15 protein-coding genes and 1 pseudogene are annotated in these 19,124 nt (G+C 72.6%); 10 read left to right on the forward strand and 6 right to left on the reverse strand.

Annotation, left to right across the window (positions count from 1 at the left end; genetic code table 11):
* Positions 1 to 63 precede the first annotated feature (63 nt).
* A complete protein-coding gene (locus tag ACZ4Z4_RS19630) occupies positions 64 to 951 on the forward strand; it encodes a DUF3109 family protein (RefSeq protein WP_468328520.1) in 888 nt (295 codons plus the stop codon).
* Positions 952 to 959: 8 nt separating this feature from the next.
* Here ACZ4Z4_RS19630 and ACZ4Z4_RS19635 read toward each other — a convergent pair whose 3' ends face one another.
* Positions 960 to 2,717 carry a BACON domain-containing protein gene (locus ACZ4Z4_RS19635; protein ID WP_468328522.1) on the reverse strand — a complete coding sequence of 586 codons (1,758 nt, stop codon included), beginning with the start codon at positions 2,715 to 2,717 and terminating at the stop codon, positions 960 to 962.
* A gap of 198 nt (positions 2,718 to 2,915) precedes the next feature.
* Between ACZ4Z4_RS19635 and radA the strand changes: the two genes are divergently transcribed.
* Positions 2,916 to 4,325 (forward strand): DNA repair protein RadA, encoded by a 1,410-nt coding sequence (gene radA / locus ACZ4Z4_RS19640; RefSeq protein WP_468328524.1) that lies wholly within the window; start codon positions 2,916 to 2,918, stop codon positions 4,323 to 4,325.
* A gap of 123 nt (positions 4,326 to 4,448) precedes the next feature.
* Positions 4,449 to 5,573 (forward strand): DNA integrity scanning diadenylate cyclase DisA, encoded by a 1,125-nt coding sequence (disA, locus tag ACZ4Z4_RS19645; protein WP_468328526.1) that lies wholly within the window; start codon positions 4,449 to 4,451, stop codon positions 5,571 to 5,573.
* Between the two features lie 52 nt (positions 5,574 to 5,625).
* Here the strand turns inward: disA and ACZ4Z4_RS19650 are convergent, their stop codons facing one another.
* Positions 5,626 to 6,444 (reverse strand): hypothetical protein, encoded by an 819-nt coding sequence (locus ACZ4Z4_RS19650; protein ID WP_468328528.1) that lies wholly within the window; start codon positions 6,442 to 6,444, stop codon positions 5,626 to 5,628.
* Between the two features lie 172 nt (positions 6,445 to 6,616).
* Here ACZ4Z4_RS19650 and ACZ4Z4_RS19655 point away from each other — a divergent pair.
* A pseudogene (locus tag ACZ4Z4_RS19655) lies at positions 6,617 to 7,225 on the forward strand (phosphatase PAP2 family protein); the annotation flags it as partial.
* A gap of 318 nt (positions 7,226 to 7,543) precedes the next feature.
* Here the strand turns inward: ACZ4Z4_RS19655 and ACZ4Z4_RS19660 are convergent.
* Together ACZ4Z4_RS19660 and ACZ4Z4_RS19665 are read right to left on the reverse strand one after the other, a co-directional pair.
* Positions 7,544 to 8,251: a response regulator transcription factor gene (locus ACZ4Z4_RS19660; protein WP_468328530.1), complete on the reverse strand. Its 708-nt coding sequence runs from the start codon at positions 8,249 to 8,251 to the stop codon at positions 7,544 to 7,546.
* Positions 8,248 to 10,101, reverse strand: coding sequence for a sensor histidine kinase (locus ACZ4Z4_RS19665; RefSeq protein WP_468328532.1), 1,854 nt, complete (start codon positions 10,099 to 10,101; stop codon positions 8,248 to 8,250). Before ACZ4Z4_RS19665 ends, ACZ4Z4_RS19660 begins: the two co-directional genes overlap by 4 nt.
* Positions 10,102 to 11,063: 962 nt before the next feature.
* Between ACZ4Z4_RS19665 and ACZ4Z4_RS19670 the strand changes: the two genes are divergently transcribed.
* The 5 genes from ACZ4Z4_RS19670 to cseC all read left to right on the forward strand — a co-directional run bounded on the left by ACZ4Z4_RS19670 (position 11,064) and on the right by cseC (position 15,679).
* Entirely contained in the window at positions 11,064 to 12,020 is a 957-nt protein-coding gene (locus tag ACZ4Z4_RS19670; RefSeq protein ID WP_468328534.1) for an HhH-GPD family protein, read from the forward strand.
* A gap of 232 nt (positions 12,021 to 12,252) precedes the next feature.
* The gene (locus ACZ4Z4_RS19675; RefSeq protein ID WP_362997146.1) at positions 12,253 to 12,801 is read left to right on the forward strand and encodes a SigE family RNA polymerase sigma factor; all 549 of its coding nucleotides are present in this window, start codon (positions 12,253 to 12,255) and stop codon (positions 12,799 to 12,801) included.
* Entirely contained in the window at positions 12,789 to 13,430 is a 642-nt protein-coding gene (locus tag ACZ4Z4_RS19680) for a hypothetical protein (protein WP_468328536.1), read from the forward strand. Before ACZ4Z4_RS19675 ends, ACZ4Z4_RS19680 begins: the two co-directional genes overlap by 13 nt.
* A 67-nt stretch (positions 13,431 to 13,497) precedes the next feature.
* Positions 13,498 to 14,211, forward strand: coding sequence for a two-component system response regulator CseB (gene cseB / locus ACZ4Z4_RS19685; RefSeq protein WP_468328538.1), 714 nt, complete (start codon positions 13,498 to 13,500; stop codon positions 14,209 to 14,211).
* Between the two features lie 94 nt (positions 14,212 to 14,305).
* Complete coding sequence (cseC, locus tag ACZ4Z4_RS19690; RefSeq protein ID WP_468328540.1) at positions 14,306 to 15,679, forward strand: two-component system sensor histidine kinase CseC; 1,374 nt, start codon at positions 14,306 to 14,308, stop codon at positions 15,677 to 15,679.
* 41 nt (positions 15,680 to 15,720) lie between these two features.
* Here cseC and ACZ4Z4_RS19695 read toward each other — a convergent pair whose 3' ends face one another.
* Positions 15,721 to 17,352 (reverse strand): MDR family MFS transporter, encoded by a 1,632-nt coding sequence (locus ACZ4Z4_RS19695; protein ID WP_468328542.1) that lies wholly within the window; start codon positions 17,350 to 17,352, stop codon positions 15,721 to 15,723.
* A 127-nt stretch (positions 17,353 to 17,479) separates the two neighbouring features.
* Here ACZ4Z4_RS19695 and ACZ4Z4_RS19700 point away from each other — a divergent pair, with 127 nt between their 5' ends.
* Positions 17,480 to 18,073, forward strand: coding sequence for a TetR/AcrR family transcriptional regulator (locus tag ACZ4Z4_RS19700; RefSeq protein WP_468328544.1), 594 nt, complete (start codon positions 17,480 to 17,482; stop codon positions 18,071 to 18,073).
* A gap of 26 nt (positions 18,074 to 18,099) precedes the next feature.
* Here ACZ4Z4_RS19700 and ACZ4Z4_RS19705 read toward each other — a convergent pair whose 3' ends face one another.
* Positions 18,100 to 18,798, reverse strand: coding sequence for a M23 family metallopeptidase (locus ACZ4Z4_RS19705; RefSeq protein ID WP_468328546.1), 699 nt, complete (start codon positions 18,796 to 18,798; stop codon positions 18,100 to 18,102).
* Between the last annotated feature and the right edge of the window lie 326 nt (positions 18,799 to 19,124).

Genomic DNA, 19,124 nt, shown 5'->3' on the forward strand with positions numbered 1-19,124 from the left:
CGCTACGCCGCGCGGGGTGATCGTCCGGCCTCGGGCGGTCCACCGCCCGCATACCCTGGAGACGTGCCAAAGACGAAAAAGACGAAGGCCGACAAATCGCAGTCGGTGAAGGCCGAGAAGGTGGGCAGGCCGGAGAAGAACGAGAAGGTGGGGAAGTCCGGGAAGCCGGCGAAGACCAAGAAGACCGGAAAGGCCGTGCCGGACGAAAAGGGTCTCGACTTCGCCCGTGCCTGGGTGGAGTTCCCTGATCCCGCGGACGACGAGCAGCTTTTCCGCTGCGATCTGACATGGCTGACCTCTCGCTGGAACTGCATCTTCGGCAGCGGCTGCCAGGGCATTCAGGCGGGCCGCGCCGACGACGGCTGCTGCACACTGGGTGCCCACTTCTCCGACGAGGACGACGAGAAGCGGGTCGCCGAGTACGTCGACCGGCTCACGCCCGACATCTGGCAGCACCACGACGTGGGCCGGGAGACCGGCTGGGTCGCGACGGACGAGGACGGCGACCGCCAGACCCGGCCGTACAACGGCTCGTGCATCTTCCAGAACCGCCCCGGCTTCGCGGGCGGCGCCGGCTGCTCGCTGCACATCCTGGCGCTGCGGGAGGGCCGCGAGCCGCTGGAGACGAAGCCGGACGTCTGCTGGCAGCTGCCGGTGCGCAGGACGTACGAGTGGATCGACCGGCCCGACGACACGCGCGTGCTCCAGGTGTCGATCGGTGAGTACGACCGGCGGGGCTGGGGCCCCGGCGGCCACGATCTGCACTGGTGGTGCACGTCGGCGACGTCGGCGCACGGCGCGGGCGACCCGGTGTACGTCACCTACCGCCCCGAGCTGATCGAGCTGATGGGCAAGGAGGGCTACAACCGGCTCGTGGAGCTGTGCGAGGAGCGGCTGGCCTCGCAACTGCCACTGCTCGCACCGCATCCGGCGGACCCCGCGCCCCGCTAGGGCCTGTGTCAGCTCGGGTTCGGCTCGCCGCTCCCGTCGCCGGGCGGCGGGGACGAGTCGCCCGGGGCGGGGTCGGACGGTGTGGGTGTCGGGTCCGTGGGGGTCGGCGTGGGAGCGGGGTCGGAGGGGCCCGGGTCGGAGGGGGCCGGATCCGACGGGCCCGGGTAGGACGGGCCCGGGTGGGACGGGCCGGGGTACGTCGGCCGCGGGCCCGGACGGGTCGGCGGGCGCCCGTCCCCGTATCCGTCGATGGCGATGGCCGCCCCGGAGGGCGCGATGGAGACCCGCGCGCTCCAGTGCCCGGACGGCTCGCGGGAGTGGTCGACGTACACCTGGACCGTGACCGACTCCCCCGGCGCGAGCGTCCCCGACGAGCGGCTCAGATAGAGCCAGGACGCGCTCTCGCTCGCCGACCAGTGGACCGGTGAACCGCCGGACGCCGTCAGCGTGATGAGGGTGGTGTCGCCGCTCGGCCGGGCCTCGACGGTGAGGCGACCGGGGCCGGTCGACGAGCGGGACCCGGCTCCGCCGCCGATGACCTCCACGGAGACGTCGGAGGAGCGGCTGTCCGCGGAGAAGCGGGGCTGGGGGCCCTTGCGCGCGTTGCCCGCGTTCTCGTAGTCGTCGCGCGCGTGGCCGGTGCCGGGGCCGCCGTCGCTCGCGCTGACCGAACGGCCGTCGTGGCCCTCCCCGGTGAGCGGCGCTCCCCGATAGGCGGCCCAGAGCGCGAGCACCGGGGCGGCCACCACGGTGGCGACGACGGTCGTCGTGACGGCACGCGCGCGGAGGCGGTCGCGGCGGGCGGCGTGGTCCTTGGGGTCCATCGGGAAACCGCGCCTGTCGTAGCGGGGGCCGCCGCCACGCGCGCGTGGGACGTGCGCCATCGCCCTGTGGAGGGCGGCGCGGGGCGCCTCGACGACGGGGAGCGCGGCCGGGGTGACGGCCGTGCCCGGCCAGGCGCTCGCGCCGGCGCGCTCGGCGGTGCGGCGGCAGCGCGGGCAGTCGTCGACGTGCCGGACGAGCTCGCGGCGCAGGGCGGTGCCGAGCAGCACCTGGTTGTCGCCGGTGAGGCGGGCCACGATGGGGCAGCTGCCGGTCTCCACGACGGTGAGGGCGGCGCGGGTGCGCTCCACCTCGCAGGCGGCGGAGGCGAGCAGGGCCCGGGTCTTGGTGAGGTCGAGGCCGAGGACGGCGGCGACCTCGCCGGGGGCGAGCCGGTGGCGCACGGCCAGCTCCAGGGCCTCGCGCTGCTCGGGGGTGGTGCCGGCTGCCTCCGGCCAGGCCAGCCGGGCCAGTTCCCCGCGCCGCCGCTCGGTCTCCTGCGACGGCTCGGTCTCCTGCGCGGGCTCGGTCTCCTGCGGTCGCGTCGGCTGCTGCGCCGCTTGTGCCGGCTTCTTGGGCTTCTTCGGGGGCTGCTCCGCGCCGTGCGCGTGCCGTCCCTCACGGCTCCGCCTGGCCTCGGCGAGGCGGCGCAGGCAGACCCAGCGCGCGAGGGCGTAGAGCCAGGCCTTGAGGTCGCTGTCCGTCTCGGGGACGCGGGCGCCGCGGCGCTCGGCGTGGTGGAGCACGTCCCCCAGCGCGGCGGTCGCCGCGTCGTGGTCGCAGAGCACGGACAGGCAGTACGTGAACAGGCCGTCCAGACACGGTTCGTAGCGCGCGGACGGGGTGGTCCGGGGCGCCGGGCGCGGCACCACGCGCTTGCGCGCGTCACGGTGCGCCCGGTGCGCGCCGGTTGCGTTCGTCAGGGTTTCCGGCCTGCTGCTCATCACCCGTGCGAAGTTAGGCGGATGATGCAGGCCCCATCTGCCCTCTCCGGCACATTTAACCCTTACGGGTGAACAGATCGCTCAAAAGGGGACACGAACCCCGCATTCCGAGGGTGAGGCGCCTCGATCCACGGCCCGGGGCCGCCCGAGCCCACGGCCGGGGCGGCGATGTCAGTGGGCTCGGTTACGGTTCCGACCATGGCTGCCCGTACGAAATCCACCAAGGACCGACCGTCCTACCGCTGCACCGAGTGCGGCTGGCAGACGGCCAAGTGGCTCGGCCGCTGCCCCGAATGCCAGGCATGGGGCACCGTCGAGGAGTACGGCGCGCCCGCGGTCCGTACGACCGCCCCCGGCCGCGTCACCTCCTCCGCCGTCCCGATCGGCGAGGTCGACGGCCGCCAGGCCACCGCCCGCTCCACCGGCGTGCCCGAGCTGGACCGCGTGCTCGGCGGCGGCCTGGTCCCCGGCGCCGTGGTGCTGCTCGCGGGCGAGCCGGGCGTCGGCAAGTCCACGCTGCTCCTCGACGTGTCGGCGAAGGCGGCCGGCGCGGAGCACCGCACGCTCTATGTGACCGGCGAGGAGTCCGCGAGCCAGGTCCGGCTGCGCGCCGACCGCATCGGCGCGATCGACGACCACCTGTATCTGGCGGCGGAGACCGATCTCTCCGCCGTCCTCGGGCACTTGGACGCGGTCAAGCCCTCGCTCCTGGTCCTCGACTCGGTGCAGACGGTCGCCTCGCCCGAGATCGACGGGGCGCCCGGCGGCATGGCGCAGGTCCGCGAGGTCGCCGGCGCGCTGATCCGCGCCTCCAAGGAGCGCGGCATGTCCACGCTCCTGGTCGGCCACGTCACCAAGGACGGCGCGATCGCGGGCCCCCGTCTCCTGGAGCATCTCGTCGACGTGGTCCTCCAGTTCGAGGGCGACCGGCACGCGCGCCTGCGCCTCGTCCGAGGCGTCAAGAACCGGTACGGGACGACGGACGAGGTCGGCTGCTTCGAGCTGCACGACGAGGGCATCACCGGCCTCGCCGACCCCAGCGGCCTCTTCCTCACCCGCCGCGCCGAGCCCGTCCCCGGGACCTGTCTGACCGTCACCCTCGAAGGCCGCCGCCCCCTGGTCGCCGAGGTCCAGGCGCTCACGGTCGACTCGCAGATCCCCAGCCCCCGGCGCACCACCTCCGGCCTGGAGACCTCCCGGGTCTCGATGATGCTGGCCGTCCTGGAGCAGCGCGGCCGGATCACCGCGCTCGGCAAGCGGGACATCTACAGCGCGACGGTCGGCGGCGTGAAGCTCACCGAGCCCGCCGCGGACCTCGCCGTCGCCCTCGCCCTGGCCAGCGCGGCCAGCGACACCCCGCTGCCGAAGAACCTCGTCGCGATCGGCGAGGTCGGCCTGGCGGGCGAGGTCAGGCGGGTCACCGGCGTCCAGCGCAGGCTGGCCGAGGCCCACCGCCTGGGCTTCACCCACGCCCTCGTGCCGTCCGACCCCGGCAAGGTCCCCGCCGGTATGAAGGTCATCGAAGTCGCCGACATGGGGGACGCCCTCCGTGTCCTTCCGAGATCCCGTCGCCGAGAGGCCCCACGGGAGGAGGAAGAGCGCCGGTAGACTTTGCCCTGGTCTCGCCCATCCGTACGAAGCAAGTGGCCGCTCCGTACGGGGCAAGGCGTGCGCTCCGCACGGAGCAAGCTCGCGGCAGAGGCTTGGACAACCTGCGACCGAGGGAGTGCAGTGGCAGCCAACGACCGGGCAGCGAACCCCGGCAAGTCCGGCGGCGGCTCCGCTGCCGATGGGCTGATGCGCGCCTCCCTGAGCGCCGTCGCACCCGGCCAGGCGCTCCGCGACGGCCTGGAGCGCATCCTCCGGGGCAACACCGGCGGTCTGATCGTCCTCGGCTGGGACAAGACCGTCGAGTCGATGTGCACGGGCGGCTTCATCCTCGACGTCGAGTTCACCGCGACGCGGCTGCGGGAGCTGTGCAAGCTCGACGGCGGCATCGTCCTCGACAAGGACATCACGAAAATCCTGCGCGCGGGCGTGCAGCTGGTGCCGGACCCGACGATCCCCACGGAGGAGACGGGCACGCGGCACCGCACCGCGGACCGGGTGAGCAAGCAGGTCGGCTTCCCCGTCGTGTCGGTCTCGCAGTCGATGCGGCTGATCGCGCTCTATGTGGACGGGCAGCGCCGCGTCCTGGAGGACTCGGCGGCGATCCTCTCCCGCGCGAACCAGGCGCTCGCCACCCTGGAGCGGTACAAGCTCCGTCTCGACGAGGTCGCGGGCACGCTCTCCGCCCTGGAGATCGAGGACCTGGTGACGGTCCGGGACGTCACCGCCGTCGCCCAGCGCCTGGAAATGGTGCGCCGCATCGCCACGGAGATCGCGGAGTACGTGGTGGAGCTCGGCACGGACGGGCGGCTTCTCGCCCTCCAGCTGGACGAGTTGATCGCGGGCGTCGAGCCCGAGCGCGAGCTGGTCGTCCGGGACTACGTCCCCGAGCCCACCGCCAAGCGCTCCCGCACGGTGGACGAGGCCCTCGCGGAGCTGGACTCCCTCACGCACGCGGAGCTCCTCGAACTGCCCACCGTGGCCCGCGCCCTGGGCTACACCGGCTCCCCCGAGGCGCTGGACTCCGCGGTCTCCCCGCGCGGCTTCCGCCTCCTCGCCAAGGTCCCCCGGCTCCCCGGGGCGATCATCGACCGGCTCGTGGAGCACTTCGGCGGCCTCCAGAAGCTGCTCGCCGCGAGTGTGGACGACCTCCAGACGGTGGACGGCGTGGGCGAGGCGCGGGCGCGCAGTGTTCGGGAGGGGCTTTCGCGGCTGGCGGAGTCGTCGATCTTGGAGCGTTACGTGTAGGACCCGTCCGGTGGACGGGTCCTGGCACCGACCGGCCCCACGAAACCGACGGTCAGTCCTTCTCCAGGACGAACGAAGCGCGGGCCGTGCCCAGGCCCGGGGTCTTCGCCTCGACCAAGTACGTGCCCGCTTTCGCCGAGCCCGCCGAAGGTGTCGCGCAGCGCGGGGCGCTGGGCCGCCGGTCCCACTGGACCGTGTGCGTGATCCGTCCGTCCGCCGGCACGCGCAGCAGCAGGCTTCCGCTGCCGCCGGGGCAGTCCGCCGAGGACCAGAACTCGTCGTCGCCGTCGGCCTGAGTGATCGTCAACACCGTTCCCCTGCCGCCGAGATCGACCTTGCAGGCCTTGCCGCCGGTGTTCTCGGCGATCAGCTCGAACTTCGGCTTCTCGTCGATCGCGTACGCGTTCTGGACGCTGCGCACCTTCAAGTTCACGGCGCTGTCGGTGCAGTTGGGCAGTCGCGTACCGGCCGGGAGGCGGTCGCCGGAGCCGCCGCCGCCCTTGGCGCCGTCGTCGGAACCGCCGCCGCCGGAGCCCTCCGTCCCGCCGGAGCCGCCCGATCCACCCGAGCCGGAGCCGGAGCCCGAGCCGCCGGAACCGCCCGAGCCGGAGTCGGAGCCGTCGCCCGACTCGTCCCGCCCGCCCGGGTGTTCACTGATCGCGGGCCCGGACCCGGTGGGTCCCGGCGTGATGGACGTGGCGGGTCCGTTGCCGCCAGGCCCGTCGGCGTTGTTCTTGCCGTCGCCACCACCGGAGGTGATGATCCAGACGACGAGGAGCAGCAGAAGGCCGAGTACGGACAGCAGAACGGCCCTCCGACGCCAGTAGATGGTGGAGGGAAGCGGCCCGACCGGATTGCGCAGAGATCCCACGCCCAAACCTTACGAGAGATCCGCTGCTTCTCCCGCCCCACCCGCCGCCTTGGACGACAAAGTTTCCGGATCATCATCCCGGAGCCGTCCGCGCACCCCTGACCATCGTCAGGGGTGTGACGGGACGATCGCCCCATGTGACGATTCGGCGTCCCTCGTACCGTCCGTAATCATGGACACCATGACGGACGATCTCTACCGCGACATCACCGACTTCGCCCACGACACGCCGTCGTGGTTCCAGCACCTCGCGGAGGTGTGGACGGAGCTCGGACTGCTGCTCTTCGGAGTGCTCTTCATCGTCGCCTGGTGGCGCGCCCGGCGCGGTGATCCCCGCGCGCTGGCGGTCGCGGTGCTCGCTCCGCTTGCCACGGCGGTGGCGTACGTGTGCAGTGAGTTGCTCAAGTCCGGGATACAGGAGGAGCGTCCCTGCCGGGCGGTGTCGGGGGCGTTGACGCCGCTCGTCGAGTGCCCGCCGCACGGCGACTGGTCCTTCCCCAGCAACCACTCGGCGATCGCGGGCGCCGCCGCCATCGGCCTCGCGCTCGCCTGGCCGCGCATCGCCGCGCTGACCGTGCCGATGGCCGTGCTCATGGCGTTCTCACGGGTGTTCGTGGGGGTGCACTATCCGCACGACGTGGCGGTGGGGCTCGTCTTCGGCGCGGTGATCGTCTTCGTCCTCGTCCGGATCACCACGCGGCCGGTGGCGCGGGTCACGCTCGCGATGCGCGGGTCGTCGACGGGGATCGTGCAGTGGTTCGCGGGGCCGGGCCCCGCACGCTCCGCCCACGCCCGTGCCGCCTCGGTCCCCGCCCCGGCCCCGGCCGGTGCCCCCGCGCCGGTTCCGCACCAGAGGGCGTATGACCCGGCGGCGTACCAGGCGCACCAGCCGTACCAGGAGTACGACCACCAGAACGCCGCCCCTTACGAGGCGGCCGCTCAGGAGCCGGTCCCGCACGAGCCCGCCCCGTACGACCCGGCCGCGTACGACTCGCCGACCATGACGTTCCGGCGGGACGACATCCAGCCGCGCTGACGCTCAATCCGCCAGCGCTCAGCCCGTTTCCGCTCGGCCCGTTTCCGCTCAGTCCGTCTCCGCTCAGTCCGTCTCCGGGACGAGGCCCGCCTCGTACGCAACGATCGCCGCCTGGACGCGGTTCTTGACCCCGAGCCGGTCGAGGACCGCGCTCACATACGCCTTGACCGTGCCCTCGACGAGGTGCAGCCGGGCCGCGATCTCCGGGTTGGACAGGCCCGCGCCGACCAGTCCGAGCACCTCGCGTTCGCGCGGTGTGAGGTTCCCGGTCCGGGCGCGGGCCTCGGCGCCGCGGCCCATGCGCCGGGCGCCGAAGCCGTCGATGACGTGCCGGGCGACCTTCGGCGAGAGGAAGGCGGCGCCGCCCGCCACCGCCCGCACGCCCGCGATGAGTTCGTGCGGATCGCCGGACTTCAGCAGGAAGCCGGTGGCGCCGCCGCTCAGGGCGCGCGCGATGTACGCGTCCTCGGAGAACGTCGTCAGCATCGCGACCGCCGTGCCGGGCACCGTCCGCACGATCTCCTCCCCCGCGGCGAGCCCGTCGAGGCGGGGCATGCGGATGTCGAGCAGTGCCACGTCGGGGCGGTGGGCCTGCGCCAGGGAGACGGCCTCGCGCCCGTCGCCGGCCTCCGCGACGACCTCGATGCCCCGGCCCGCGGCGAGGATGGCGCCCACGCCCGCGCGGATCATGGCCTCGTCGTCGGCCAGCAGGACGCGGATGGGGCCCGCCGCAGTCCCGGTAGCCCCGTCCGACGGTCGCTCCTCATTCACCGCACCCGCTCCGTTTCCTCTATGTCTGTCTCTGCGTCTGTCTCTGCGTCTGTCTCTGTCTCTGCGTCTGCGTCGCTCGCCGTGGGGATGACGGCCTTGTCCACGAGGCGGCCGTTCTCGGCGAAGCAGAGTCTGAAGTGCGTCACGGCGGTGAAGAGTTCACCGCTCGCCCGGTAGTACGCGCAGTCGGCGCCGGTGGGCGGCGGGGTGGGCGCGCGCTCCAGCGGTGGGTCGGTGACGGTCCGCTCCGGCAGGACGCGGTCGGCCTCGGCGCGGGTCTCGCCGACGCGCAGGCGTGCGAAGTCGGTGGGGGTGAGGACGGAGTGCGTGCGGGAGTACGCGTACCAGGCGAAGGTGCCGCCGATGAGCAGCACGCCCGTGGTGACGGCGATGCCGAAGGCGAGGGCGGTGCGGTGCCGGGCGTGCGCGAGGCGGCCGCCCGGTGCGGGTGGCGGGGGCGGCGGGGGTGCGGGGGCGCTCGCCGTGGCCGGGAGGCGGGCGGTGACCCGGAAGCCGTGGCCGTGGGGGCCCGCGTCGAGCGTGCCGCCCAGGTCCGTGACGCGGGTGCGCAGGGTACGCAGGCCGGAGCCGCCGCCGGAGAGCCCGCCCGGGGCGCGTGAACTCTTGCCGTGCGCGGGCCCGTTGGTGACCGTGACGGTCGTCGCGGCGCTGCCGCGCGCCACCTCGACGGTGACGGGGGCGCCCGGCGCGTGCTTGGCGGCGTTGGTGAGCGCCTCTTGGACGACGCGGTGGACGGTGTGGTCGTGCGGGTGGGCGTCCTTGCGGGCGTCCGGACGGGTATTTGTGCGGGTATCCGTGCGGTCGACCGCACTGCCGACCGGGTCGCCGCCGCTCGGCTCGTACTGCCGAGCCGCATCACTCGGTGCCCCATCGCCCCCCACGCGGTGATCGGTGCGGGCGTCCGTGAGGTCGTGCGTGCGGGCTTCCTTGCGGTCGACCGCACAGCCCACCGTGCCGCCGCGACTCGCCTCGTACTGCCGAGCCGCAGCACTCGGTGCTCCGTCGCCCCCACCGTCCACGTACGTGATGTCCAGCCCCGACTCGGTGGCGCGTGCGACGAGGGCCGCGACGCTTTCGCCCGCCGGGGCCAGCGGCGCCTGTTCGTCGTCCTCGTCGCGGAGCAGGCCGATGATGGCGTGCAGCCGGTCCGTGGCCTGCGAGGCGGCCGCGCGGAGGTCGGCGGCGGCCGCGCGGTGCGGTTCAGGGAGGTCGGCGGCGACCTGGAGGGCGCCCGCCCGTACCGCGATCAGGCTCAGCTCATGGCCCAGCGAGTCGTGCATGTCCTGGGCGATGCGGGCCCGTTCGCGCAGCCGGGCGCGGTCGGCGACGATGCGCTGCTCGCGCTCCAGTTGGCCGGCGCGGGCCCAGCCGGCGGCGGCCAGCTCGCGGCCCTGGCGCCAGTAGCGGCCCGCGAGCCAGGGGAAGACGGCGCCGAACAACAGCGTCGCCATGAGCACCAGCCACTCGACGACCGGGTCGACGTCGCGGGCGGCGATTTTCGCGGTGCCGACGACGGCGATGCCCGCGAAGGCGAGCAGGGCCGGGCGGGCGCGGTCCGCGCGGCGGCCGAGGAGCAGGACGAGGACGGCGAGGGCCGGACCGAAGGAGAGGGTGAAGAGGGAGGGGGCGGTGGCGAGGCCGAGGGCGGCGGCGAGGAGGAAGGCGAGGAGGGGCCGGGTGCGGGAGACGGCGACGGCACCGGCGAGGACGGCGAGGCCGACGAGCTGCTCCGCGACGGACCGCGGTTCATTGAGCCCCAGCCAGTCGACCGTCACGACGGGGGTGGCCAACGCCCCCCACAACAGCACGCTCCGTGTACGTCTCTCCACGCCTCCGACGCTACTGTCCCCCCACGTCCCGGCACCCCTGCCGATCGTCGGGTACGCACTCCTCCCACCGGCTGAACGCCGGGGCCGGGGCGCCGGGGTTGTGCCACCGAAGCCGCACCGCCGAGGCCGTGGCGCCGGGCCGTGCCTCCTCAGTTGTGGCATCGAAGCCCTGCCGCCGGGCCGCACCGCCGGACACGCACCGCCCGGCCGTGCCGCCGGAGCCGCACCGCCGGGCCGCGCCGAAGCCGTACCGCTGAAGCTGCGCCGCCCAGACCGTGACATCGGAGTCATGCCGCCCAGCCGTGCCGCCGGGCCCATGGCGTCGAGGCCGTACCGCCGCGGCCATGGCGTCGAGGCCGTGCCGTCGCGGCCGTGGCGCCAGGGCCGTGCCACCGCGGCCGTGCCGCCGCAGTCGTGGCCCGCCGCCGGGCCGTACCGCCGAGCACGCACCGCCCGGCCGCACCGCCGAAGGCACACCGCCGGGCCGCGCCGAAACCGCACCACCCAGACCATGACACCGAGGGCATGCCATCGAAGCCGTGGCGAAGCCGTGCCGCCGAAGCGGTGCCACTGGGCCCATAGCGTCGAGGCCGTGCCGCCGGAGCCGCGCCGTCGCGGCCGTGGCACCAGGGCCGTACCGCCGGAGCCGTGCCGCCGGGCCCGTGCCACCGCGGCCGTGCCGTGCCCTGCCGCCGCAGTCGTGGCATTGAAGCCGTGCCGCCACAACCGCACCGCCGGAGCCACGCGGCCGGACCGTGGAAGCTACGCCGCCGGAGCCGCCCGGCCGGAGCGCGGAAGCCGCGCCGCCGGGCCCACGGCACCGGCCCATGGCACCGGCCCCCGGCCTCGCGCCCCGCGAGCCCATCCGGCCCACCCCCGCACCCCCACCCCCGGGAAACCGTCGAGGCGAACCGCGCGGTTGGCCCGCGCCCCGGTGTGCCCGTGGCAGGATCGGGTGTGCCATGACTGCGCCCACGAAGCCCTTGCCAAACAGTTCCGACAGCCCCCTCAGCGGGCACGCCGCCGCGGGCCCCGCCGAGCCCGCGGGTGAGGCCCTGCACAGCCCCGTCATCGCGTGGTTCGACACGCACGCCCGCGATCTGCCGTGGCGCCGTGCGGACGCCGGCCCGTGGGGCGTGATGGTCAGTGAGTTCATGCTCCAGCAGACGCCGGTCAGCCGGGTCCTGCCCGTGTACGAGCAGTGGCTGGCCCGCTGGCCCCGCCCCGCCGACCTCGCCAAGGAGCCGCCCGGCGAGGCCGTGCGCGCCTGGGGACGGCTCGGCTATCCGCGCCGCGCCCTGCGGCTGCACGGCGCGGCCCTCGCCATAACGGAGCGGCACAACGGAGACGTACCCACGCAGCACGCACAGCTGCTCGCGCTGCCCGGTATCGGGGAGTACACCGCGGCGGCCGTCGCCTCGTTCGCGTACGGGCAGCGGCACGCCGTGCTCGACACGAACGTGCGCCGTGTCTTCGCGCGGGCCGTGACCGGCGTGCAGTACCCGCCGAACGCGACGACCGCCGCCGAGCGCAAGCTCGCCCGCGCCCTGCTCCCCGAGGACGAGCGCACCGCGTCCCGGTGGGCGGCGGCCTCCATGGAGCTGGGCGCCCTGGTCTGCACGGCGAAGAACGAGAACTGCGGGGCGTGCCCGATCGCCGCGCAGTGCGCCTGGCGGCTGGCGGGCAAGCCCGCGCACGAGGGGCCGGCCCGCCGCGGTCAGACGTACGCGGGGACGGACCGGCAGGTGCGGGGCAAGCTGCTCGCCGTGCTCCGCGAGGCCGTGACGCCGGTGCCGCAGGCGGCGCTCGACCGGGTGTGGGACGAGCCCGTGCAGCGGGCCCGCGCGCTGGACGGGCTGGTCGCGGACGGTCTCGTCGAGCCGCTGCCCGGCGGCCGGTACCGACTGCCTCTGACCTGACAACACAGCGGCCACTGGCGACTGCCTCCGACCTGACGGCGCAGGCGCCGGGGCCCCTGGAAATCGTAGGCAACACCCCAGGACTGTCGTCTGTTACACAACCGACGTACAGCCGTGCGCCCGCCGCTGGCTGCTCCGCACAACCTCGTGACAACGCCTCCGTACCTTCATACCCGTACCGCACAGCAGGGACCGCGGTCGGCAATCGGGGATGGAACGGAGGCGGTTTGATATGGCGCACGGCGAGGTGCTCGAGTTCGAAGAGTACGTCCGCACTCGGCAGGATGCCCTGCTGCGCAGTGCCCGGCGCCTGGTCCCGGACCCCGTGGACGCCCAGGACCTGCTTCAGACCGCGCTCGTACGGACGTACGGCCGCTGGGACGGCATAGCCGACAAGCGGCTCGCGGACGCCTATCTGCGCCGCGTCATGATCAACACCCGTACGGAGTGGTGGCGGGCCCGCAAGCTGGAGGAGGTCCCCACCGAGCAGCTGCCCGACGCGAGCGTGGAAGACTCCACCGAGCAGCACGCGGACCGCGCGCTGCTGATGGACATCATGAAGGTGCTCGCACCCAAGCAGCGCAGCGTGGTCGTGCTGCGACACTGGGAGCAGATGTCCACAGAGGAGACGGCCGCCGCCCTCGGTATGTCGGCCGGAACGGTCAAGAGCACGTTGCACCGGGCGCTCGCCCGGCTCCGGCAGGAGCTGGAGAGCCGGGACCGCGAAGAGCTGGTAGCCAGCGCGCTCGAACGTGAGGAGCGGGAGAGTTGCGCGGCCTAGGCCCTCGGGTCACGAGAAGCGTGAAGGCGGTGGGTGCGGCGACGGCCGCGGTCGCCGCCGTCGGCCTTTTGCTCTCCGCCTGTTCGACGGGCGGATCCGGCGCGCGCGACGAGGGCCCGGCCCGCAGCGAGCCCGTGGTGTCCACGGCACCGTCCCCTTCGGCCTCGGCGTCCGTGCCGACGAAGAAGATCGACGCGGTCCGGCTCGTCAAGGAGGACCCGAAGGTCAGCCCGGCCATCAAGCGGGATCTGAAGCCGTGCGTCGGGAAGGCCTACCCGGTCGACGTCTCGTACGGGAACCTGACCGGAGGAACCGCCTCCGATGTGGTCGTGAACGTGCTGACCTGCGGTGACGCGGTGGGCATCGGCAGTTACGTGTATCGCGCCGAGGGCGGTCGGTACGAGAATGTCTTCAAGGCCGAGGAGCCGGCCTCCGTCTACGCCGAGATCGACCGGGGCGACCTGGTCGTGACGAAGCAGCTGTACGAGTCGGGCGATTCGGTGGCCTACCCCTCCGGTGAGGAAGTGATCACGTACCGCTGGTCCGCGAACCGCTTCACGGAGTCGGGGCGCACCCGCAACGACTTCGGCAACGCGGTGGACGGGGAACCCACTCCGTCCGCGGACTGAACCGACAGCGCACCGATACGCCGATACGTATACGCACCGACGCAGCGAGAAGGACTGAGAGCACCCGATGGCAGAGCAGACCCACGTCCTGTTCGTCGAGGACGACGACGTCATCCGCGAGGCCACCCAGCTCGCCCTGGAGCGCGACGGCTTCGCGGTCACCGCCATGCCGGACGGTCTCGCGGGCCTGGAGGCGTTCCGCGCCGACCAGCCGGACATCGCGCTGCTCGACGTGATGGTGCCGGGCCTGGACGGCGTATCGCTGTGCCGCCGCATCCGTGACGAGTCGACGGTCCCGGTGATCATGCTGTCGGCGCGCGCCGACTCCATCGACGTCGTGCTGGGCCTGGAGGCGGGCGCCGACGACTACGTGACCAAGCCGTTCGACGGCGCCGTCCTGGTCGCCCGCATCCGCGCCGTCCTGCGCCGCTTCGGGCACGCGGGCGGGCACGGCTCGGCGTCGTCCGGCCAGGAGGAGCGCTCCGCGGCGGACGGCGGGGTGCTGAACTTCGGCGACCTGGAGATCGACACGGTCGGCATGGAGGTGCGCAGGGGCGGTGCGCCCGTGGCGCTGACGCCGACCGAGATGCGGCTGCTCCTGGAGTTCTCGTCCGCGCCCGGCACGGTCCTCTCCCGCGACAAGCTCCTGGAGCGGGTGTGGGACTACGGCTGGGGCGGCGACACCCGCGTCGTCGACGTCCACGTGCAGCGGCTGCGCACGAAGGTGGGACAGGACCGCATCGAGACGGTCCGCGGCTTCGGTTACAAGCTCAAGGCGTGAGGGCGATCAGAACGAATAGGGCGCTTACGACGTCTACGGCTCTCACGGCACCTACTGCACTCACCGCACTCACTGCACTCAGAGGACGACGTATATGAACGGGGGGCGCAGGGCCGTCGCGCGCGTGCGCGAGAGGTTCCGCTCCGGGGTGCACCTGCGCACCGGCGTGCGCTGGAAGATCGCCGCTGCGATCGCGCTGGTCGGCGCGCTGGTCGCGATCGCCCTGAGCCTCGTCGTGCACAACGCCGCGCGCGTCTCGATGCTCGACAACGCGCGCGACGTGCAGGACGAGCGCATCCAGTTCGCCCTGCGGCTCTATTCCTCCGCGTCCCAGCGGCAGACCCTGCAATTCGGCACGAAGGTCGACGACCCTGAGCTGCCCGAGGAGCTGCGGGAGAAGGTCCTCCAGGGCCGCCGCGCCACCTTCGTCGAGGAGAAGCCCGACGGCGTGCCCGACATCTGGGCCGCCGTGCCGCTCGCCGACGGGCACGTACTCTCGCTGCACTCCCGCTTCACCGACCGCAGCGCCACCGTCATGAAGGACCTCGATCAGGCCCTGGTCATCGGTTCCATCGCGGTCGTCTTCGGCGGCTGCGCGCTCGGCGTACTGATCGGCGGGCAGCTGTCACGGCGGCTGCGCAAGGCGGCGACGGCGGCGAGCGAGGTCGCCCAGGGGCACTCGGACGTGAGTGTCCGGGAGGCGATCGGCGGTGTCGTCAAGGACGAGACCGACGACGTGGCGAGCGCCGTGGACGCCATGGCCGACGCGCTGAAGCAGCGTCTCGAGGCCGAGCGCCGGGTGACCGCCGACATCGCGCACGAGCTGCGCACGCCGGTGACCGGGCTGCTGACGGCCGCCGAGCTGCTGCCGCCCGGCCGGCCGAGCGAGCTGGTCAAGGACCGCGCGCAGGCGATGCGTACGCTCGTCGAGGACGTCCTCGAAGTGGCGCGTCTGGACTCAGCCGCCGAGCGGGCCGAGCTCCAGGACATCACCCTCGGCGAGTTCGTGACCCGGCGCATGGCGGTCCTGACCACGGACGTGACGGTGACGGTGGTGCACGAGTCGGAGGTCACCACCGACCCGCGCCGTCTGGAGCGCATCCTCGGCAACCTCGTCGCCAACGCCACCAAGCACGGCAAGCCGCCCATCGAGGTCAGCGTGGAGGGCCGCGTGGTCCGGGTCCGCGACCACGGGCCCGGCTTCCCCGAGGCGCTTCTGGACGAGGGGCCGAGCCGCTTCCGCACGGGCAGCGCCGACCGGGCGGGCCACGGACACGGTCTCGGCCTGACGATCGCGGCGGGCCAGGCGCGGGTGCTCGGCGCGCGGCTCACCTTCCGCAACGTACGGCCCGCGGGCGCGGCGCCCGACGTGCCCGCCGAGGGCGCGGTCGCGGTGCTGTGGCTGCCGGAGCACGCGCCGACGAACACGGGGAGCTATCCGGTCCTCAAGCTGCCGGACAACCTCTGAGGTCACAGAGGCTGTCCGGCTGAGAGTGGTCCTACGGATGCCTAGTCCGCGATCGCGACCGGCTTGTCCTCGGGGCCCGAGCCCCGCAGCGGGATCTCCTTCACGAAGAACGACGCGAGCAGCGCCACGACGCTGATGGCGGCGCCCAGCAGGAACGCCGAGTGCGTACCGGACGACACCGCGTGCTGGTAGGCGTCCTGGACGGCCTCCGGCAGCTTGGCGAGGCTCGCCGCGTCCAGCTGCGCCGAGGTCTCGGTGACCTTGCCGCCGAGGGCTCCGGCGCGGTCGTCCATGACGTCCTGGACGCGGTTGTTGAAGAGCGCGCCCATGATCGCGACGCCGAAGGACGAGCCGAGCGTACGGAAGAGCGTGGCGGAGGACGAGGCGACGCCCATGTCCTTCATCTCGACGCTGTTCTGCGCGACCAGCATGGTGATCTGCATCAGGAAGCCCATGCCGGCGCCGAGCACGGCCATGTAGAGGCCGGAGGTGAGGCGCGAGGTGCCGGTGTCCATCTGTGCGAGCAGGAAGAAGCCGGCGACCATCAGGACGGTGCCGACGATCGGGAAGGCGCGGTACTTGCCGGTGGCGGTGGTGACCCGGCCCGCGACCATCGAGACGGCCATCATCGAGAGCAGCATCGGAAGGAGCAGCAGACCGGAGTTGGTCGCCGACGCGCCCTGCACCGACTGCTGGAAGAGCGGCAGGAACAGCATCGCGCCGAACATCACGAATCCGGTGATGAAGCCGATGACGGCCATCAGCGAGAAGTTGCGGTTGGCGAAGATGTGCAGCGGCAGTATCGGTTCGGCGGCCTTCTTCTGTACGAAGAGGAAGCCGATCAGCGAGGCGACGCCGATGCCGATGAGCTCCATGATCACGGCCGAGTCCCAGGCGTACTCCGTACCGCCCCAGGTGGTGACGAGCACGAGCGCGCTGATGCCGACGGTGAGCAGGGCCGCGCCGAGGTAGTCGATGCGCCCCTCCGCCTTCTTCTTGGGCAGGTGCAGGACGCTGGTGACCATGGCGAGGGCGACGGCGCCGAGCGGCAGGTTGATGTAGAAGGCCCAGCGCCAGCCGAGGTGGTCGGTGAGGGAGCCGCCGACCAGCGGGCCGCCGATCATCGCGACGGCCATGACGCCGGTCATCATGCCCATGTACTTGCCGCGGTCCCGCGGCGGCACCAGGTCACCGATGATCGCCATGACGCCGACCATCAGACCGCCCGCGCCGAGCCCCTGGATGGCGCGGAAGCCGATGAGCTGGCCCATGTCCTGCGCCATGCCGCTGAGCACGGAGCCGGCGAGGAAGATGACTATGGCGGTGAGGAAGGAGCCCTTGCGCCCGTACATGTCGCCGAGCTTGCCCCAGATGGGGGTGGAGGCGGCGGTGGCCAGGGTGTAGGCGGTGACGACCCACGACAGGTGCTCCATGCCGCCGAGATCGCCGACGATGGTCGGCATCGCGGGGCCCACGATCATGTTGTCGAGCATGGCGAGGAGCATCGTGATCATCAGGGCGAAGAGCACGACACGCACGCTGCGCGGCTGCGGTTCGGCCTTGCCGGTCCCGGCGCCGGCCGTCCCGGTCCCGGTCCCGTTGGGTGGCGGAGCCGCCTGTGCTGTCTCCGGGCCGGCCGCCGGCCCGGTTTTCTCGATGGTCTTCTCCGCCATGTTCCCCACTCCCCGCACGGCCGGGTCCTTACTTGCCGCCCGGCTAGTTGACTACACTGTGGGAACGTAGACCCCGCACTAGCCGGGCGTCAAGTAAGTTATCTGGCAGGAAGCCGAGGGGTACCCGATGGGCACGGGCACAGGCACGGGCAAGCAACAGCGCCGCGGGAACACCCGTCAGCGCATCCAGGACGTGGCCCTCGAACTCTTCGCCGAGCAGGGGTACGAGAAGACGTCACTCCGCGAGATCGCGGAGCGCCTGGAGGTCACGAAGGCGGCGCTGTACTACCACTTCAAGACCAAGGAAGCCATCCTGACCAGCATCTTCGATGACGTCACGAGACCCATCGACGAGCTGATCGCCTGGGGTCACGAGCAGCCGCGGCCCATCTCCCTGGAGACCAAGAAGACGACCCTGCGCCGCTACAACGACATCCTCGTCGACGCGGCGCCACTCTTCCGCTTCATGCAGGAGAACCAGGCGACGATGCGCGACCTGAAGACGGGCGAGAGCTTCAAGGACCGCATGCTGGGGCTCTACGAGATCCTCAAGGACCCGGACGCGCCGATGGCCGACCAGGTGCGCTGCTTCAGCGCACTGTTCACCATGCACGGCGGGATGTTCGTGCTCAAGGACGTCGAAGGCGACCCCGAGGAGAAGCGCAGGGCCATCCTGGAGGTCGCCGTCGATCTGGTGACGCGGGCGCACACGGGCGCGTAAGCACGCCCAGTGACTGAAGCGGTTGGTCAGACCTTGACGCCCACGGAGCCGAGGAAGCGGACGGGGTCCACGGCCGAGCCGTAGTTCGGGGTCGTACGGATCTCGAAGTGCAGGTGCGGACCGCTGGAGTTGCCGGTGTTGCCGGAGAGGGCGATGCGCTGGCCGGTGCCGACGGTCTGGCCCACCCGGACGTCGACCTGCGAGAGGTGCGCGTACTGGGAGTACGTGCCGTTGCTGTGCTTGATCACGACGGCGTTGCCGTACGCGGGGCCGTCACCGGCGCCGTTCGGTCCCGCCTTGACGACGGTGCCGCCGTGCACGGACTCGACCGGGGTGCCGACCGGCACGGCGAAGTCCTGGCCCGAGTGCTTGTGGGACCACATGCTGCCGCCGAGGCCGAAGCTGGCGGAGAGCGTGTAGTTGTTGACCGGGTCGACCCAGGCGGCGGCCTTCGCGGCCGCGGCCTTCTTCGCGTCGGCGGCCTTCTTCGCCTTGGCCTGCTGCGCCTGCTGCGCCTTCTCGGCGGCCTTGGCCTGGGCGGCGGCCTGCGCCTGGACGGAGTTCACGGCGACGCCGGGCAGCGCGCCACCGCTCTTGGCGTCCCCAGCGGCGACCGAGACCCCGGCCCCGAGGGCCGCCGAGGCTCCGAGGCCGACGGCGATGACGGCCGCACGCGTACGGAACATCGACGGGCCGGGACGGTGGGACTTGGTGCGCTTGAGCATGAGGATGTCCTCCGGAGTGTGACGGCGAGACCGACGGGCGGTGCCGACTGAGGGGGGCATGAGTTGACCCGGCAGGCGAGAAGCGGGTGAGTCACTCGCGGATCGCGCTTCGCCGGGTCGGCCATCCCTTGGTAACCCCCACCCCGGCCGGGGCACAAAGGGCCCATCTACTACGTAAAGCCGTAGCTGAGCACCGGCATTTAGACCTCTTGACACCCTCAAATCCAGACATTTCCCCCGCGCTCACGGGGCGGCTTCTCCTCCCCCCGCATGGGTTTAACCCGACGTCGGGCGGGCAGGCGCCGCATACCCACCGCGCTCCGCGA

Source organism: Streptomyces sp. NPDC030245 (assembly GCF_055572995.1).

Excerpts from the sequence above, each read along its gene's own strand:
- ACZ4Z4_RS19695 (WP_468328542.1), bottom strand. The coding sequence starts at position 17,352 with ATGGCGGAGAAGACCATCGAGAAAACCGGGCCGGCGGCCGGCCCGGAG.
- ACZ4Z4_RS19670 (WP_468328534.1), top strand. The coding sequence starts at position 11,064 with ATGACTGCGCCCACGAAGCCCTTGCCAAACAGTTCCGACAGCCCCCTC.
- ACZ4Z4_RS19675 (WP_362997146.1), top strand. The coding sequence starts at position 12,253 with ATGGCGCACGGCGAGGTGCTCGAGTTCGAAGAGTACGTCCGCACTCGG.
- ACZ4Z4_RS19705 (WP_468328546.1), bottom strand. The coding sequence starts at position 18,798 with ATGCTCAAGCGCACCAAGTCCCACCGTCCCGGCCCGTCGATGTTCCGT.
- ACZ4Z4_RS19700 (WP_468328544.1), top strand. The coding sequence starts at position 17,480 with ATGGGCACGGGCACAGGCACGGGCAAGCAACAGCGCCGCGGGAACACC.
- ACZ4Z4_RS19635 (WP_468328522.1), bottom strand. The coding sequence starts at position 2,717 with ATGAGCAGCAGGCCGGAAACCCTGACGAACGCAACCGGCGCGCACCGG.
- radA (WP_468328524.1), top strand. The coding sequence starts at position 2,916 with ATGGCTGCCCGTACGAAATCCACCAAGGACCGACCGTCCTACCGCTGC.
- cseB (WP_468328538.1), top strand. The coding sequence starts at position 13,498 with ATGGCAGAGCAGACCCACGTCCTGTTCGTCGAGGACGACGACGTCATC.
- cseC (WP_468328540.1), top strand. The coding sequence starts at position 14,306 with ATGAACGGGGGGCGCAGGGCCGTCGCGCGCGTGCGCGAGAGGTTCCGC.